Annotated in this window: 15 protein-coding genes and 1 riboswitch; of the genes, 9 read left to right on the top strand and 6 right to left on the bottom strand. The window is 71.7% G+C overall.

Annotated features, from left to right (window positions below; all coding sequences use genetic code 11):
- Positions 1-16 precede the first annotated feature (16 nt).
- The 5 genes from sbnA to QT196_RS04325 are packed head-to-tail and all read left to right on the top strand — an operon-like array spanning position 17 to position 6,350.
- Entirely contained in the window at positions 17-994 is a 978-nt protein-coding gene (sbnA, locus tag QT196_RS04345; protein WP_290354375.1) for a 2,3-diaminopropionate biosynthesis protein SbnA, read from the top strand.
- A gap of 16 nt (positions 995-1,010) precedes the next feature.
- Entirely contained in the window at positions 1,011-2,012 is a 1,002-nt protein-coding gene (sbnB, locus tag QT196_RS04340; RefSeq protein WP_290354374.1) for a 2,3-diaminopropionate biosynthesis protein SbnB, read from the top strand.
- On the top strand, positions 2,009-3,859 hold the full coding sequence (locus QT196_RS04335) for an FAD/NAD(P)-binding protein (protein WP_290354373.1): 1,851 nt from the start codon (positions 2,009-2,011) through the stop codon (positions 3,857-3,859). The genes sbnB and QT196_RS04335 overlap by 4 nt, the downstream gene beginning before the upstream one ends.
- Positions 3,856-5,058 carry a PLP-dependent aspartate aminotransferase family protein gene (locus QT196_RS04330; protein WP_290354372.1) on the top strand — a complete coding sequence of 401 codons (1,203 nt, stop codon included), beginning with the start codon at positions 3,856-3,858 and terminating at the stop codon, positions 5,056-5,058. Before QT196_RS04335 ends, QT196_RS04330 begins: the two co-directional genes overlap by 4 nt.
- Entirely contained in the window at positions 5,055-6,350 is a 1,296-nt protein-coding gene (locus QT196_RS04325; RefSeq protein ID WP_168477673.1) for a benzoate/H(+) symporter BenE family transporter, read from the top strand. Before QT196_RS04330 ends, QT196_RS04325 begins: the two co-directional genes overlap by 4 nt.
- Positions 6,351-6,546: 196 nt before the next feature.
- On the opposite strand, the gene QT196_RS04320 is transcribed toward QT196_RS04325, so the two are convergent.
- The 3 genes from QT196_RS04320 to QT196_RS04310 form a co-directional block, all read right to left on the bottom strand.
- Positions 6,547-7,785 (bottom strand): flotillin family protein, encoded by a 1,239-nt coding sequence (locus QT196_RS04320; RefSeq protein WP_168477672.1) that lies wholly within the window; start codon positions 7,783-7,785, stop codon positions 6,547-6,549.
- A 106-nt stretch (positions 7,786-7,891) separates the two neighbouring features.
- A complete protein-coding gene (locus tag QT196_RS04315; protein WP_168477670.1) occupies positions 7,892-8,113 on the bottom strand; it encodes a hypothetical protein in 222 nt (73 codons plus the stop codon).
- A 130-nt stretch (positions 8,114-8,243) separates the two neighbouring features.
- The gene (locus QT196_RS04310) at positions 8,244-8,564 is read right to left on the bottom strand and encodes a hypothetical protein (RefSeq protein ID WP_235470693.1); all 321 of its coding nucleotides are present in this window, start codon (positions 8,562-8,564) and stop codon (positions 8,244-8,246) included.
- A gap of 162 nt (positions 8,565-8,726) precedes the next feature.
- On the opposite strand from QT196_RS04310, the gene QT196_RS04305 reads away from it, so the two are divergent.
- Both QT196_RS04305 and QT196_RS04300 read left to right on the top strand, forming a co-directional pair.
- On the top strand, positions 8,727-9,659 hold the full coding sequence (locus QT196_RS04305; protein WP_266734823.1) for a hypothetical protein: 933 nt from the start codon (positions 8,727-8,729) through the stop codon (positions 9,657-9,659).
- 45 nt (positions 9,660-9,704) lie between these two features.
- Positions 9,705-9,793, top strand: a riboswitch (ZMP/ZTP riboswitch).
- A gap of 21 nt (positions 9,794-9,814) precedes the next feature.
- Entirely contained in the window at positions 9,815-10,669 is an 855-nt protein-coding gene (locus tag QT196_RS04300; RefSeq protein WP_168477664.1) for a tetrahydrofolate dehydrogenase/cyclohydrolase catalytic domain-containing protein, read from the top strand.
- A 78-nt stretch (positions 10,670-10,747) separates the two neighbouring features.
- Here the strand turns inward: QT196_RS04300 and QT196_RS04295 are convergent, their stop codons facing one another.
- From QT196_RS04295 to QT196_RS04285, 3 genes are all read right to left on the bottom strand, one after another.
- Complete coding sequence (locus tag QT196_RS04295) at positions 10,748-11,869, bottom strand: NADH:flavin oxidoreductase (protein WP_168477662.1); 1,122 nt, start codon at positions 11,867-11,869, stop codon at positions 10,748-10,750.
- 229 nt (positions 11,870-12,098) lie between these two features.
- Positions 12,099-13,280 carry an FAD-dependent oxidoreductase gene (locus QT196_RS04290; RefSeq protein WP_168477661.1) on the bottom strand — a complete coding sequence of 394 codons (1,182 nt, stop codon included), beginning with the start codon at positions 13,278-13,280 and terminating at the stop codon, positions 12,099-12,101.
- On the bottom strand, positions 13,277-13,600 hold the full coding sequence (locus tag QT196_RS04285) for a bifunctional 3-phenylpropionate/cinnamic acid dioxygenase ferredoxin subunit (protein WP_290354371.1): 324 nt from the start codon (positions 13,598-13,600) through the stop codon (positions 13,277-13,279). The genes QT196_RS04290 and QT196_RS04285 overlap by 4 nt, the downstream gene beginning before the upstream one ends.
- Positions 13,601-13,768: 168 nt before the next feature.
- On the opposite strand from QT196_RS04285, the gene QT196_RS04280 reads away from it, so the two are divergent.
- Both QT196_RS04280 and QT196_RS04275 read left to right on the top strand, forming a co-directional pair.
- The gene (locus QT196_RS04280) at positions 13,769-14,569 is read left to right on the top strand and encodes an IclR family transcriptional regulator (RefSeq protein ID WP_290354370.1); all 801 of its coding nucleotides are present in this window, start codon (positions 13,769-13,771) and stop codon (positions 14,567-14,569) included.
- A 187-nt stretch (positions 14,570-14,756) separates the two neighbouring features.
- Positions 14,757-15,842 carry an S-(hydroxymethyl)mycothiol dehydrogenase gene (locus tag QT196_RS04275; RefSeq protein WP_290354369.1) on the top strand — a complete coding sequence of 362 codons (1,086 nt, stop codon included), beginning with the start codon at positions 14,757-14,759 and terminating at the stop codon, positions 15,840-15,842.
- The last annotated feature ends 10 nt before the right edge of the window (positions 15,843-15,852 follow it).

Below are 15,852 nucleotides of genomic sequence, written 5' to 3'. Positions count from 1 at the left end.
AACGGTTTGGATTCTGGTGATAGCGGAAGAAGTTTATGATCTCGTACTGGATGATCTCTTCATCCGGCTTGACCAATTAGTTCCCGGCAGTTCAGTCTTCCTCAAGCTGGAAGGCCTCAATCCTGCCGGTTCGGTAAAACTCAAAACGGCTGTCGCACTGGTCGCGGCGGCCGAGGATTCCGGGCGCTGCTTCCCGCGGACCCGGCTGATCGAATCGACGTCGGGCAACCTCGGCGTCGCCCTGGCGATGGTGTGCGCGGCGAAGGGCTACCAACTCACCTGTGTCACGGACCCCAACGCCACCGCCCAGTCGCGGCGTCTGATGGAGGTCCTGGGCGCCGAGGTGGTGGTCATCGACGTCAGGGACGTCCACGGCGGCTTTCTCCAGTCGCGTATCGACTACATCGGCGAGCGGCTGCGCCGCGACCCCGACCTGTGCTGGCTGAACCAGTACGCCAACCCGGCCGGGCCGCAGGCCCACCGGGACCGCACGGGCCGTGCGCTCCTCGAGGAGATCGGCCATATCGACTACGCCTTCATCGGGGCCGGCACGACCGGCACCCTGATGGGCTGCGCGGAGTACCTGCGCCGCCACAGCCCCGCCACCCGGATCATCGCGGTGGACGCCGTGGGCTCCGTGACCTTCGGCGGGCCCGCCGCCCGCCGCCACATTCCCGGCCTGGGGACGAGCCGGCGGCCGGAAATTCTGGACACCGGGAATATCGACGAGGTCGTGCTCATTTCCGAGTCGGCTGCCGTGGAGATGTGCCGGACGCTGGCCGAAGAACGCGGGTTGCTGCTGGGGGGCTCGTCCGGCACGGTGCTGTGTGCCGTGCAGGATGCCGCGAAGGAAATCCCGGACGGAAGTGTCGTGGTGGCCCTTTCACCCGACTTCGGGGACCGCTATCTGGAGACCATCTACAACGACGACTGGGTGGCGGAACGCTGGCCCGAGAACGTCGGCAACAAGAAAATATCTCAGGCACCGGCCTGAGTGGGGGGAATTTCTGATGTTCAACTTTGAGATCGTGGCCGGGGAAACGGTCCGTCAAGTTCTGCACGACAAGCGCGGAGACGTGCTCGGCATTGTCAGCAGCGCCTACCGGGCGCACGAGGCCGGGGACTCCGTCAACCCCGACAGCTACTTCCTCCGCTTTCCCGAGAAGCCGGATTCCCGGATCATCGCGCTGCCGGCCTTCCTGGGCGCTGATGTCCAGCTCGCCGGCATCAAGTGGATCGCGAGCTTCCCGGGCAACACCCGCCACGGCAACCCGCGCGCCTCGGCCGTCCTGCTCCTGAACGACTACGAGACCGGCTACCCGATCGCCTGTCTCGAAGCCGCCAACATCAGCGCGGCGCGCACCGCCGCCTCCGCGGCCGTCGCGGCGACCGCGCTCCGCCCGGACGGCTTCGCGGGGACCCGTATCGCCGTCGTGGGCGGCGGCGTCATCGCCCGCAACATCTGCGACTACCTGAACGTCGCGGGCTGCGCGCCGGACGCCTATCTCGTCCACGACCTCGACGAGACCTCCGGACAGGCGCTGGCCGACCATGTGCGCACCACCCAGAACCGTCCGGCCACCTTCACCGCCGACCTCGACGAAGCGCTGGGGGCCGACACCGTCGTGTTCGCCACGACCGCGCTGGAGCCCTACGTCCGCACACCGTTCAAGCCCGGCCAGCTCGTGCTCAACATCTCCCTGCGTGACCTCGCCCCCGAGGTGGTCCTGGGCGCGGACAACATCTTCGACGACGTCGAGCACTGTCTGAAGGCCCAGACCTCACCGCACCTCGCCGAGCAGCTGTCCGGCTCCCGTGAGTTCGTGACCGGCACCCTCGCCGGAGTGCTGAACGGGGAGGTGACGCCCGCAGCGGACCGCCCGGTGATCTTCTCGCCGTTCGGGCTCGGCGTGCTGGACCTCGCTGTGGGGGCGTTCGTCCTCGGTGAGGCGCGCAAGGACGGCAGCACCATCGAGGTGCCCAACTTCTTCGGGGAGACGCGCCGGTGGTGAATCTCAGACCTCTCTCCGTCGCGATCGTGGGCGCCGGAGCGCGGGGGCTGGGCGTCTTCGAGCGGCTCGTCGCGCACTGCCTGGCGCAGCCGGCCCCGCTCACCGTCCACCTCATCGACCCGCAGCCCTTGGGCGCTGGTTTCCATCTGCCCGGCCAGCCCGACCATCTGCTGCTCAACACCGTCTGCGCACAGCTCTCGGCCTTCGCCGACGACCGGATGGTCGACGGCCCGGTACCGGTCTCCGGCCCCTCGCTGCACGCCTGGTGCCGGGACCGGGACCTGCGGCTGGCGGACGACGGTTACACCGTGCGCGCGGGGGAGGGGCGGGAGATCCAGCCCAACGACTTCCTGCCGCGCAGGCTGCTGAGTGAGTACCTCACCTGGGCGGCGGCGGAGATCACCGCCGCGGCGCCCGAGAGCCTCACCCTGCGGGAACACCGTACGACGGCCGTCGACATCCAGTCCGGAGCCTCCGGCACCGAGACGGTCGTCCTCGCCGACGGCACCCGGATCGACGCCGACGCCGTGTTCGTCACCGTCGGGCACCACTCGCTCTACGCCCCCGCGGAACCCGCTCCCGACCCGCGGCTGGTGACCCGCCCCTATCCGCTGCCCGAGGCGCTCGACAGCATCGGACCGGGCGAACGGGTCGCCGTCCTCGGCATGGGGCTGACGGCCATGGACGTGATCGCCACCCTGACCCTCGGCCGCGGCGGCACGCACACGACAAGCGCGCGGGGGATGCGCTATCTGCCCAGTGAGCGGGAGCCGTTGATCGTGCTCACCAACCGCTCCGGGATGCCCTCGCGCAGCCGCCCGCGCCTCCACCCGGGACGGATGCGCTTCGCTCCGCTGGCACTGACCACGGAACACCTCGACGCGCTCCGCGAGCGGCGGGCCGACCGGCGGATCGACTTCACCGCCGAGGTGCTGCCGCTCGTCGAGGCCGAGATGGAACTCGCCTACTACCGCGTCCTGTTGGGCCGGGAGATGGGCGACGCCACGGACGCGGGGCTGGAGATGGCCCGGCGCTGTGCCAAGTCCGGCCACGAAACCCTGCGCGACGAGCTGCGTACCCGGTTCGGCACCACCCCGGTGCCCGGGCTCCTGTCCGCGGACCTGTCCGACCGGCAGTGGACGGGGTACGCCGCCTACCGCGACTGGTTCACCACGGAGGTCGCCGCCGACCTGGCCGAGGCCCGCGACGGCCTCGGGGTGAGCCCGCTCAAGGAAGCCCTGGAGGTGCTCCGCGACCACCGCGATGCGCTGCGTGCGGTCATCGACCCGCCGGGCGTCGACGACACCTCCCTGGCCACCTTCTTCGGGGAGTTCGCCGCGACGGTGAACCGGCAGGTGATCGGCCCGCAGCTGGACCGGTCGGCGGAACTGCTCTCGCTGATCGATGCGGGGATCGTCCGGCTCGGCCCCGGCCCGCAGCCGAAGGTCGTCGCACCGGCCGGCCAGGGGCCCTGGCGGCTGGAATCCACCTGCCTGGCCGAGCCGTTGCGGATGGAGGTCGACCACGTGGTCCAGGCGCATGTGGCCGAGCCGAGCGCCGACCGGACGCCCGGGACGCTGCTCGGCACGCTCGTCGCCGCCGGCCGCGTCCGCACCCTCGCGCACCGCGGGACGACCGTGCACGGGCTGGACGTCACCCGCGAGGGCCAGGGGATCGACCGCACCGGCACCCCGCAGCCCCGCCTGTTCTTCCTCGGACCGCACACCGAGGGATCCAGCTACTACAACCACTATGTGCCCTCTCCCGGCGCGCCCTCCCGTGCGCTGCTGGACGCGGAACTTGCCCTGAGCACCGCTCTGCCGTCACTGATTACGAGGAAGCGATGAACAACAGCGAGACCTTCACCCCCTGGACGCAGGAGTACCGGCCCGAGACGCGCGCCGCGCAGGGCGACGGCTGGCGCTGTCCGACCACCGGCATGGTGCCGCCCCCGATCGGGCTGGGCGCGACCTTCGCGCGGGACAGCGAGTACCGGGCGCCGGCCGGCCTGGCGTATCTGCGCGATCAGGGCACACCGGGGTACGAGCAGGTCGAGCAGGTGGTGGCGGGCCTGGAGGGCGGCTCGGACGCGCTGGTCTTCTCGTCCGGCATGGCCGCCGCCACCGCCATCTTCCAGGTGCTGCCGGCCGGTGCGCGGGTCGTGGTCCCGGAGACCATGTACTTCGGTCTCACGAAGTGGCTGCGGGAGTTCGGTACGCAGCGCGGCCTGGAGGTCGTCCAGGCGCCCATGAACGACGTGGACGCGGTGACGGCCGCGGTGACCGCCGCCCCGACCGCGCTGGTGTGGGCGGAGTCCCCGGCGAACCCCACCTGGACGGTGACCGATATCGCCGCCGTCGGCGAGATCGCCCACCGGGCCGGTGCCCTGTTCGGCGTCGACAACACCGTTCCCACGCCGGTGCACTCCCGGCCGTTCGCACTCGGCGCGGACCTGATCATGCATTCGGGCACCAAGTACCTCAACGGTCACACCGATGTCGTCGCCGGACTCCTCGTCAAGGCGCCGGGGAGCAGCGAGGCCCGGGACGAGATCTGGGAGCGCCTGCAGCTGCACCGCCGGCTGACCGGCCCGATACTCGGCCCCATGGAGACCTACCTCCTGATGCGGGGCATACGGACGCTCTTCCCCCGTATGCGGCAGATCTCGGAGACCGCGATGGCCGTGGCCGAGCACTTCGCCGAGCACCCGCGGATCCGGCGGGTGGCCTACCCGGGGCTCGCCACCGACCCGGGACACGCGGTCGCCGCCCGGCAGATGACGGGCGGCTTCAGCGGCATGCTCTCGCTGCATGTCGACGGCGAGTGGAAGCAGTCGCTGCGGACCGCGAACCACTGCGAACTCTTCATCCGTGCCACCTCGTTGGGCGGCGTGGAGAGTCTGATCGAACACCGCTACACCTTCGAAGGGCCGGGTAGTACCTCGCCGAAGGACATGCTGCGGCTGTCCATAGGTCTGGAGAGCCCCGCAGACCTTGTCGCCGACCTCGAACAGGCCCTGGAAAAGGCCGTGAAGGAAGACCGTTGAGTTCCAAGACACCCACGCCCCACCCCGACGCCGCTCCGCCGGGGTCCGCCCCGCCGGAGCGCGCGGAGCCGGCGGCGGCGGACGGGTCCCCGGCACCGGGGGCCCGGCCCGGCCTGTTCCGTGACGCCTCGCTGTCCGCGGTCCTGGCGGGCTTCGTCGCCGTCGTCGTGTCCTACTCGGGCCCGCTCGTCATCGTGCTCGCGGCGGCCTCCGCCGGACATCTGAACACCGCTCAGACCAGCTCATGGGTCTGGGCCATCTCCATCGGCAGCGGGCTCACCTGTATCGCGCTGAGCCTGCGCACCAAGATGCCGGTGATCACCGCCTGGTCGACACCGGGCGCGGCCCTGCTGGTGACCAGCCTGGGCGCGTACTCCTATGCGGAGGCCATCGGCGCGTTCATCGTCACCGGCCTGGTGATCACCCTGGTCGGCCTGACCGGGGTGTTCGGCTGGCTGATGCGGCAGGTGCCCACCGCCGTGGTCTCCGCGATGCTCGCCGGCATCCTCTTCTCGTTCGGCACCGGGGTGTTCACCTCCCTCAAGACCGCGCCGCTCATCGCCGGTTCGGTGCTGCTGGCCTACCTCCTGGCCAAGCGGTGGCTGCCCCGGTACGCCGTCCTGGTCGCCCTGGCGGCGGGCGTCGCGGCCAGTGCGGTCAGCTCCCGGCTGGACATCCACCTGGACCACATCGAGCTGGCCAAGCCGGTGCTGACGACCCCGGAGTTCTCGCTCGCCTCCCTCATCGGCATCGCAGTGCCGATGATCCTGGCGACGCTCGCCTCCCAGAACGCACCGGGCATGGCCGTACTCACCGCCTCCGGCTACCAGCCCAAGGACCGCCTGCTGATCGGCTCCACAGGTCTGGTGTCCACGGCACTGGCCCCCTTCGGCTCTCATGCCATCAACCTCGCGGCGATCACTGCCGCCATCTGCACCGGCCCCGAGTCGCACCGCGACCCGCGGCGGCGCTATGTGGCCGGTGTCTCCTGCGGAGCGTTCTATCTCCTGATCGGCGCCTTCGGTTCCACACTGGTGGTGCTCTTCGCGGGCCTCCCCAAGGAACTGGTGGCGGCGGTCGCCGGAGTCGCCCTGCTGGGTGCGCTGGCCGGCGGGCTGACCGGGGCGGTGAAGGAGGAGAAGGACCGCGAGGCGGCCCTGATCACCTTCCTCGCCACCGCCTCCGGCCTCACCCTCTTCGGCATCGGCTCCGCCTTCTGGGGCCTCCTCTTCGGTGTCATCGCCCACCTCGTCCTGACCCGCTTCCGCAAGCCCGCGGAAGCCGCCAAGTAAGCCGGGCCGGCCCCGCGCCGGCCCCGGCCACGACGCGACCGGCGCCCACACGGGCCGCCGGGCACCTCTGTGTGTCCGGCGGCCCGTGTCGGCACACCGTTCCTGCCTCGTACGGAGGTCCGGTCCCGTGACGGGCGCCCGGCCCCGTACCGATCCCCGCTCCCGTCCCGAAGCCCGGCCCCGTACAAACGCCCGGTCAGGACGCCCCCGACCCCGCGCCCTCCTGCTTCAGCTTGGTCACCTTCCGGGGGAGCGGCCCCGTGCCGTCGGCCGGCGGGGGAGTGGGGCCGGGTGGGCCGGTGCCCTGCTTCAGGCTGTCGAGGATGGCCAGGGCCTGGCCGACGATGCCGGAGACGATCTCGTTCACGCCGTCGGAGCCGTTGAGGACGGTCAGCCGGGCGCCGGAGAGCCCTTCGGCGGCGGATTCGGCGAGGGCGGGGAGGTTCTCGACGGTGCGGTTGGCGGCGATCAGTTCCTGGTTGCCCTCGCGCAGCGAGACCGCGAGGGCCGTGTTGGCATCGGCACGCGCCTGGGCGACGGTCCGTTCGGTGTACGCGCGGGCGTCCGCCTCGTACCGGACCTGGTCACGCTGCGCCTCCGCCAGGGTGCGCAGCCGGTACGCCTCCGCGTCCGCGGGGCGACGTACCTCGGCCTCCAGCCGCTGGGCGGCGAGCGAGGCCTGCCGCTGGGCCAGCGCGGTCTGCTCCTCGATGACCTCCTGTGAGGCCCTGGCCTGGGAGAGCGGGCCGGCCTGCGCGGCGCGGGCGTTGTACTGCTCGGTCTCGGCCAGGAACCCGGCCCGCTTGATCGCGGTGTCCCGCTCGTACTCGGCCTTCAATGCCGCCGCCTGCTGCTCGCGTTCGGTCGCCTCCTGGTCGGCCTTGGCCTGCGCGATCCGGGCCGTGCTGGCCACCGCGGCGGCGTGCGGTGCGGCGAGATTGGTGATGTAGCCGGAGGTGTCGGCGATCTCCTGGATCTGGAGGGCGTCGACGACGATGCCGAGCTTCTCCATCTCGGAGTGGCTGCCCTCCTTGACCTCCTGGGCGACCCGGTCCCGCTCCCGGATGATCTGCTCGACGGTCAGCCCGCCGACGATCGAGCGCAGATGACCGGCGAAGATCCGGCCGACCAGCTCTTCCATGGTGGTCTGCTCGGCCAGGAACCGGCGCGCGGCGTTGGCGATGGACGTCTGGTCGTCCCCGACCTTGAAGACGGCGACGGCCCGGACGCCGAGCCGGATGCCCTGCTGGGTGACGCAGTCCTCGGAGATCTCCGCCTCCCGCAGCGACAGCGACAGCACACTCGCCTTCTGCTTGACGGGCATGACCCAGCAGCCATGGCCGGTGACGATACGGAATTGGGCGTCCCCGGTCCGGCGCTTCGAGCCGGAGATCAGCAGCGCCTCGTTGGGCGCCGGAACATGCCAGAACAACATCGGAAGGCTCCTGGTCCGATGCGACCGGCCCCGGTGGGGGTGCGGGCACGGCCGCGGGAAAAGGGAGTGCTCACGTGGCCGGGCGACGGTCGGCGGGACCGCCGGGTCACGCGGGCAGCGGCGCGACGATCACCGACCGCGCCGAGGTGTGGTCCACCACGATGACCTGCGTGTGCCGGGCGATGGGCTCGCGGGACCAGGCGGCGAAAGCCTCGGAGCCGCCGCGTACGGGCAGCAGCACCTCACCCGGGCCGTCGGTCGGGATGGAGACGGTCACCCGCCCGATCACCCCGATCGGGCTGAAGTCCGTGTCATCCGTCGCGCTCACCCGGGCTCCGTCGCTGGTCAAAGCCGCTGCCGGCGCAGCCGCCGGACAGCGGGAAATCCTCGACAACTCAACGGTACTCCGGCCGGCGTGCAGCCCGCGCCGACGGCCCGGCGGCCGCCGTCGACCTGCTTCAGGCGTCCAGACGGGCGGGCCGGGCGGCCGGGACCGTCGGCTTTCGCGGGGGCAGTACATCGGGCGCCCGATGGGGCCGGAGGGCCGTGAGGGCGATCTCGGTCTCCTCCATCAGCGCACGGTAGGAGACCAGCCGCTGCCACTCGGGATCGGCGACCCCGGGCACCGTGGCGGCGCGCTCGGTCCACTGCTTCACCAGCCCGGCGAACACCGGTGTCTGCCTGATGACCTCCGCGGTGATCCACCGGGGCATCTGCCCGGGGCGGGGGAGGGAGGTCGGTCCGTGACCTGCGACGGTGCCGGAAGAGGGGACGCTCATGGCCGTAGAAACGATTCTTCGACGCTGGGGTCACTGCGTATTTTTGCAGCCGCCCGTACTTCCGCCAGGCAGGCAGGGGTGCATCTCCCTCGAATATCACCTCATGCAGTGATCTATTGCCGGGAAGCGGTCCAATCCGGACGAAGGAACGTTGTCGCAGTCATGGAACCGAGGGAGTTGTGGGAGCGCCACGCGGTACTCGCACAGGCGTTTTGCAGCAGCGATGACGAGGTCCGCCGTACACAGGGACTCCTTGACGAGGCCGAGGCCCGCCGTTCGCGGACCCTGGCCGCGTTCGCCGTGACCGTCGGCAGCGACGCGGTGGTGGCGGATCTGCTCGGCCTGGACGAACGCGAAGTGCGGCTGGCCCGGCGCACGGTGGGCAAGGACGACGCCCGCGAGGTCGCCAAGAACCTGCTCGCCCAGCGCCCGAACGAGCCCGCCGCCGCACCGCAGCAGCCCGCACCCCAGGCCCCCGCGGCGCAGGCCCCCACCCCGCAGCCCGCTCAGGGGGCCGCCGCGCCGGGCCCCGCCGCGCACGCCACGCCACCACCGCCGCAGCCTGGACCGGCCGCCGCCCCCCAGCCCTCCGAACCGGCCTGGGCCCCGGCGCTGGACGCGGTCCTGATGAGCAGCTGGCACAGCGGCGTCGACCTCACCGCCCTGGCCACCGAACTCGGCCTCGATGTCCGGCTGCTGGTGGCCCGCGCACAACAACTGTCCGCAGACAGCCGCCCGATGCCGCCCACCCCCTCGGACCGCACGGGACGGCACCGCCGGCTGGTCAACGTCCCGCCCCCACAGCCGGACCCTTCCTCTCTGACGTGGCGCGAGCGCCCACAGCATCCCCCGCGGGAGCACTACGAGCAGGAGCCCTGGAAGCAACAGCCGTACCAGCACTACCCGGACCAGCAGCAGTACCAGGAATACCGGGTGTACGAGGAACACCAGCAGTATCAGCAGCCCGCCCAGCCCATCTGGGATGCCAATGCCATCACCGCCGCCCAGCACGACTGGGACGGCATCCTCAGCCAATGGGAAGCCACCGCCGCGCCCCAACCGCCCCTCTCCGCACCGGGGCAGGGCGGCGGGTAGCGGGGAAAACCGGACGCCGCCCCCTCCCGACGTCGATTACAGTGGGCGCCGAGCCGTGACTGGCGCTTGGGTGGAGTACCACCGGGGAGCGGCTCGGCCATCCACGGCCGGTGCCGCGCGCCTGGGCGATCCCACACGACGCTCAGGAGCAGCCCATGTCCCCGGAAGCCCGCCTCATGGACGGCAGCGCACTGGCCCGCGGCCTCGTCGAACAGGCCGCCCGGCGCGCCGCGGACCTCACCGAACGGACCGGCACGGCCCCGTGCCTGGCGACCGTACTCGTCGGCGACGACCCCGCCTCGGTGACGTATGTCCGTATGAAGCGCAACCGCTGCGCGAAGGCCGGGATCCTCTCCCGGCATGTCGCGCTGCCCGCCGCCACCACGACCGTGGAGCTGGTCGACACGATCACCGCGCTGTCGAACGACCCCTCGGTGCACGGCATCCTGTTGCAGCACCCGGCCGGCCCGCACATCGACGAGCGCGCCGCGTTCGAGGCGATCGCCCCGGAGAAGGATGTCGACGGCGTCACCTGCCACTCCTTCGCCGCGATGAGCTTCGGCCTGGACGGCTTCGCTTCCTGCACGCCCGGCGGCATCATCCGGCTGCTGGATCACTATGACGTCGACCTGGCCGGCAAGCACGCCGTCGTGGTCGGCCGCAGCGCGATCCTCGGCAAGCCCGTGGGGATGCTGCTGCTCGGGCGCAATGCCACCGTCACCTACTGCCACTCCCGCACCACCGATCTGGCGTCGCTCACCAAGGAGGCCGATGTGCTGATCGCGGCCGTCGGCCGGCCCCGGTTCCTGGGCGCTGAGCACATCAAGCCCGGGGCCGTCGTGATAGACGCCGGCTCCAACCCGGGCAACGTCGGGGATGTGGACTTCGACGCGGCACGCACCCGCGCCGCCCTGATCACCCCGGTCCCCGGCGGCGTCGGCCCCATGACCATCGCCACCCTGCTCACCCAGACCGTCGACGCCGCGGCCGCCCAGCTGAACGCGGGCTGACCGCCGCCCGGCGGAGCGGTTGCGGCCGCCGGCGGGGGGCGCGGCATCCCCGAGGGGCCGCGCCCCGTGCGGCCGGTGTCAGTTCAGTGTGCGCAGCATCGAGGCGTCGAACGGCACCAGGGCGTCGGTGCGGCCCGCCAGGATCTTGGCGGCCCATTCCGGGTCGCCGAGCAGGGCCCGTCCGATGGCGACGAGGTCGAACTCGTCCCGCTCCAGCCGGTCCAGCAGCCGGTCGATACCGGAGACCCCGGCCTGTTCGTGAGCGAACGTCGCGAGGAACTCGTTGTCGAGACCGACCGAGCCCACGGTGAGGGTGGGGCGGCCGGAGAGCTTCTTGACCCATCCCGCGAGATTGAGGTCCGAGCCCTCGTATTCGGGCAGCCAGTAGCGGCGGGTCGAGGCGTGGAACGCGGTGACGCCGGCGTCCGTCAGCGGCGCCACGATCTCCTGGAGTTCGTCCGGGGTCTCGGCGAGGCGGGCCTCGTAGTTGCCCATCTTCCACTGGGACATCCGGAAGAGGATCGGGAAATCGGGGGAGACCGCTGCCCGGCAGGCCGCCACGATCTCGGCGGCGAAGCGGGTACGGGCGGTGCGGCTGCCGCCGTAGGCATCGGTCCGCCGGTTGGTGCCCGACCACAGGAACTGGTCGATCAAGTAGCCGTGCGCACCGTGCAGTTCGACTCCGTCGAAGCCGAGCCGCTCGGCCGTGGCTGCCGCCTCGGCGAAGGCCGCGATGACCTCGTCGAGATCTTGCTGGGTCATGGCATGCCCGGACGGGGTGCCGTCGAGGGCGAGGCCGGACGGGCCGGACGGCGGGGCGTCGGGGAACGGCGGTGCGCCCGCTTTGCGTGCCATACCGACGTGCCACAGCTGCGGCATGATCGTCCCGCCCGCCGCATGCACCGCTTCCACGACCCGGCTCCAGCCGTCGAGTGCGTCCGCGCCGTAAAAGCGGGGGACGGCGTCGCTGGTTCCGGCGGCGGGGTGCCGGACGTAGGTCCCCTCCGTGATGATCAGGCCGACGCCGCCGGCGGCGCGGCGTGCGTAATAGTCCGCGACATCGGCGCCCGGGACACCGCCGGGCGAGAACTCGCGGGTCATCGGCGCCATGGCGATGCGGTTGGGCACGGTGCGGCCGCCCAGGGTGAAGGGACGGGAGAGCGTTTGGGCCGCACGGGTGGCGGCGGCGCTGGCAGTCACGTGTGGGTCTCCTAGGAAGAGAGCGCGGGCGCGGAACGCCGCCGGCCGGCAGACGTTCCGCTGTTCCGAACACCCCACGGCGCCGCCGTCATCCGCCGCGCACTGTCTGCTGCGCCACAGTCGCCACCCGCGGCCGCCGCACCGTTGCCGTCACACCGCTGTGGTCATCCCACAGCCGTCATCCGGCCGACCCTCCCGCTGCCGCCTCGCACCGCACCGCCGGCCGAGGTCAGGTGGTGACCGGCTGGGCGGCGCGGGCGAGTTCGCGGCGCAGGCGCATGAAGGGGCGGGGGCGGTTCAGGGCCAGGACCGCGGTGGTGTGCCCGTCGCGTTCGTAGCAGGCGAGGAAGCTGCGGTCGTCGGGCGAGCCCTCGATGATGCGCGGGGTGTCGGTGGGCAGTCTCCGGCCGGCGAACTGGATGCGCACGCCGTACTGGTCGGACCAGAAGTACGGCAGGCTCCGGTGGGTCGCGACGGTGCGGCCGGCCAGCAGGTTCCGGACGGCGACGGCGGCTTGTTCGGTGGCGCTGGTCCAGTGCTCGGCGCGGGTGCCGTCCGCCCTGGCGACATCGCCGACCGCCACGATATGGGGCTGCGGAGTGACCCCGCCCGCATCGCAGCACACCCCGTCGTCGAGCGGGAGTCCGGAGCCTTCGAGCCAGGCGGTGTGGGGGCGTACGCCGATACCGATGACGACCACGTCGGCGGGGAGCAGCCGGCCGTCGGCCAGCTCGACCGCGGTGACACGGTTGCCGTCGCCACCGGCGCCACCGTCGTGCAGGCGGGCGACACCGGTTCCGGTGAGCAGGGTGACGCCGTGGTCGGCATGGAGGGCGGCGCAGATCCCGGCCATCGCGTCGCCGAGTTGGGGGACGAGGGGGAGCGGGGCGGCTTCGACCACCGTGACGTCATGGCCGAGTGCGGCGCAGGACGAGGCGACCTCGGCGCCGATGAAGCCGCCGCCGATCACCACGACCCTGACCGGGCCGCCGGTCAGCTCCGCGCGCAGGGCCTGGGCGTCCTCAAGGGTGCGCAGAGTATGGGTTCCGGTGGGCGCCGGGCCGGGGAGGCGGCGCGGGGTGGCGCCGGTGGCGATCACCACACCGTCGGTGGTCAGGGAGCGGCCGCCGTCGAGGAGCACCGCGCGCCCCTGGGTGTCGAGGCCGGTGGCGCGGGTGCCGAGCAGCCATTCGGCGTCCAGTTCGGCGATCTCCTCGGCGTCGGCCAGGGCCAGTTGCCCCTGGTCGGCGGTGGCGCCGGTGAGGAAGCCCTTGGACAGCGGCGGGCGGTCGTAGGGGCGGTGGTGTTCCTCGCCGACGATCACCAGCCGGCCCTCGAATCCCTGGGCGCGCAGGGCCCGCGCGGCGTAGAGGCCGGCCAGCGAGGCCCCGATGACAGCGACCGACTTCATGCGGCGGTGCCTTCCTCGGCGGCGTGGTGGTGGACGTAGATCATGCCGTCCTCGACGGTCACGGGGTGGGTGCGCACGGCCCGGCGGGCTGGCAGGCAGGTGGCCGCTCCGGTGCGCAGATCGAACGACGCGGTGTGCAGCGGGCATTCGACCAGGCAGCCCTCCAGCCAGCCGTCCGAGAGGGAGGCGTCCTGGTGGGTGCAGGTGTCGTCGATGGCGTACAGCTGCCCGTCGGCATGGAAGACGGCGATCGGAGGTGCGGTGTCGATGCGTACGGACTCGCCGGTGGGCAGGTCGGCGAGCGGGCAGACAGGAATCACAGGACCCCCCTGTTACTGTTCGGTATCATCGAGTTTCGCGTTGCGCACGATGAGGCGCCATGCGCAACAGAATCCAGCCGGGGAGCGGATGCGTCAAGCGGTCCCCGGAAATGCCGGACCTTCGAATCCCGTGCCTCGGCCGGGGTGCCAGGTGGTGAGATCCAACAGATGACGGACAGCGTGGAGGGGCAGGCGGAAACCAAGCCGCCGAAGCAGCCGGGCGGTGTGCAGTCGGTGGACCGGGCCGTGACCGTGCTGGAGATCCTGGCCCGGCACGGCGAGGCCGCCGTGACCGAGGTCGCCGAGGAGCTGGGCGTCCACAAGTCGACCGCGTTCCGGCTGCTGGCCGTGCTGGAGAACCGCGGGCTGGTCGGGCAGGAGCAGGAGCGCGGCAAGTACTACCTCGCAGCCGGGGTGCTGCGGCTGGCCGGAGCGGCGGCCGTACGGCTGGACATCTCCCAGGAAGGCGCGCCGGTCTGCCGGGAGCTGGCCGCGGAGCTGGGGGAGACGGTGAACATCGCGGTGCTGGAGGGCGACGCCGCGGTCAACGTCACGCAGGCGCGCGGTCCGGCCTCGGTCACCGCGCAGAACTGGCTCGGCCGCCGTACGCCGCTGCATGCCACCTCCAGCGGCAAGGCGCTGCTCGCGTACCAGCCCAGGGCGGTCCGGGAGGCCGTGCTGGCACGGAAGTTGCCGCGGCTCACCGAGCGGACGGTCACCTCGGCGGCCGCGCTGCGCCGTGAGCTGGCCGAAGTGGTCGAGCAGGGCTTCGCGGTGGCGATCGAGGAGCTGGAGCTCGGGCTGCGGGCGGTCGCGGCGCCGGTGCGGGCGCCCGACGGCTCGGTGATCGGGGCGATCAGTGTGTCGGTGCCCGCCTACCGGCTGGCCGAGGAGCGGCTGCCCGAGGTCGTCAAGGCCACCGTTTCCGCGGCCGGGGAGCTGTCGCGGCGGATGGGGTGCGGCAGTTGACCCGATGACGGGTGCGGGGCGGAGGCGGGGCCGGGGCGTGCGTTCCGGCCCCGCCTTTGTGTCCGGGCGCGCGGGAAATCCGTTGCCAAGAGCTGGCTCGTACCCCTTGACGGTGTCGATCCGGCGTTCCCACTATGTCTCTCATCGCGCAACCAGTCGTGCAGTGCGCAACACGGAGGGGTAGGGCATGCCACACCACGTCCATGCCGTCGTCGCGGCGAAACAAGGCGCACCGGTCGAGCCGCAGATGATTGTGGTACCGGACCCCGGGCCGGGAGAAGTGCTCGTCGCCGTGCAGGCCTGCGGGGTCTGCCACACCGACCTGCACTACCGGGAAGGGGCAATCAACGACCACTTCCCGTTCCTCCTCGGCCATGAGGCGGCCGGTGTCATCGAGTCCGTCGGGCCCGGCGTCACCGATCTCGCCCCGGGTGACTATGTCGTCCTCGCCTGGCGGGCGCCCTGCGGCAGCTGCCGGTCCTGTCGCCGCGGCCGGCCCTGGTACTGCTTCGACTCCCGCAACGCCACCCAGCCGATGACCCTGCTGGACGGCACCCCGCTCGCCCCCGCGCTCGGCATCGGCGCCTTCGCCGAGAAGACGCTGGTCGCCGCCGGGCAGGCGGTCAAGGTCGACCCGCACGCCCGTCCCGAGGCGGCCGGTCTCATCGGCTGCGGAGTGATGGCCGGATACGGCGCTGCGGTGCACACCGGCGGGGTCGGCAGCGGGGACACCGTCGCGGTCATCGGCTGCGGCGGGGTCGGCAACGCGGCGATCGCCGGGGCCTCCATCGCCGGGGCGCGCCGGATCATCGCGGTCGACATCGACGACCACAAGCTGGACGGTGCCACCCGCTTCGGTGCCACCCACACCGTCAACTCCCGTGGTACCGACCCCATCGAGGCGGTTCGCGGACTGACCGGTGGCCATGGCGCGGATGTGGTGATCGACGCGGTGGGCCGGCCCGAGACCTACCGCCAGGGCTTCTACATGCGTGACCTGGCCGGCACCCTGGTCCAGGTCGGCGTCCCCGACCCGGGCATGCGGCTCGAACTGCCGCTCATCGATCTCTTCTCACGCGGCGGCGCCCTGAAATCCTCCTGGTACGGCGACTGCCTGCCCAGCCGCGATTTCCCCGTCCTCATCGACCGCTACCTGAGCGGACGGCTCGACCTCGACGGATTCGTCACCGAGACGATCGGCCTGGACGAGGTGGAGTCCGCATTCGACAAGATGCGCGACGGCCGGGTACTGCGCTCCGTCGTGGTCCTGTAACGGCGTTACA

The organism is Streptomyces sp. P9-2B-2 (assembly GCF_030406865.1).
Taxonomy (GTDB): domain Bacteria; phylum Actinomycetota; class Actinomycetes; order Streptomycetales; family Streptomycetaceae; genus Streptomyces; species Streptomyces platensis.
The sequence above is the reverse complement of the archived record's forward strand: the minus strand, read 5'-3'. Positions and strand labels throughout refer to the sequence as shown.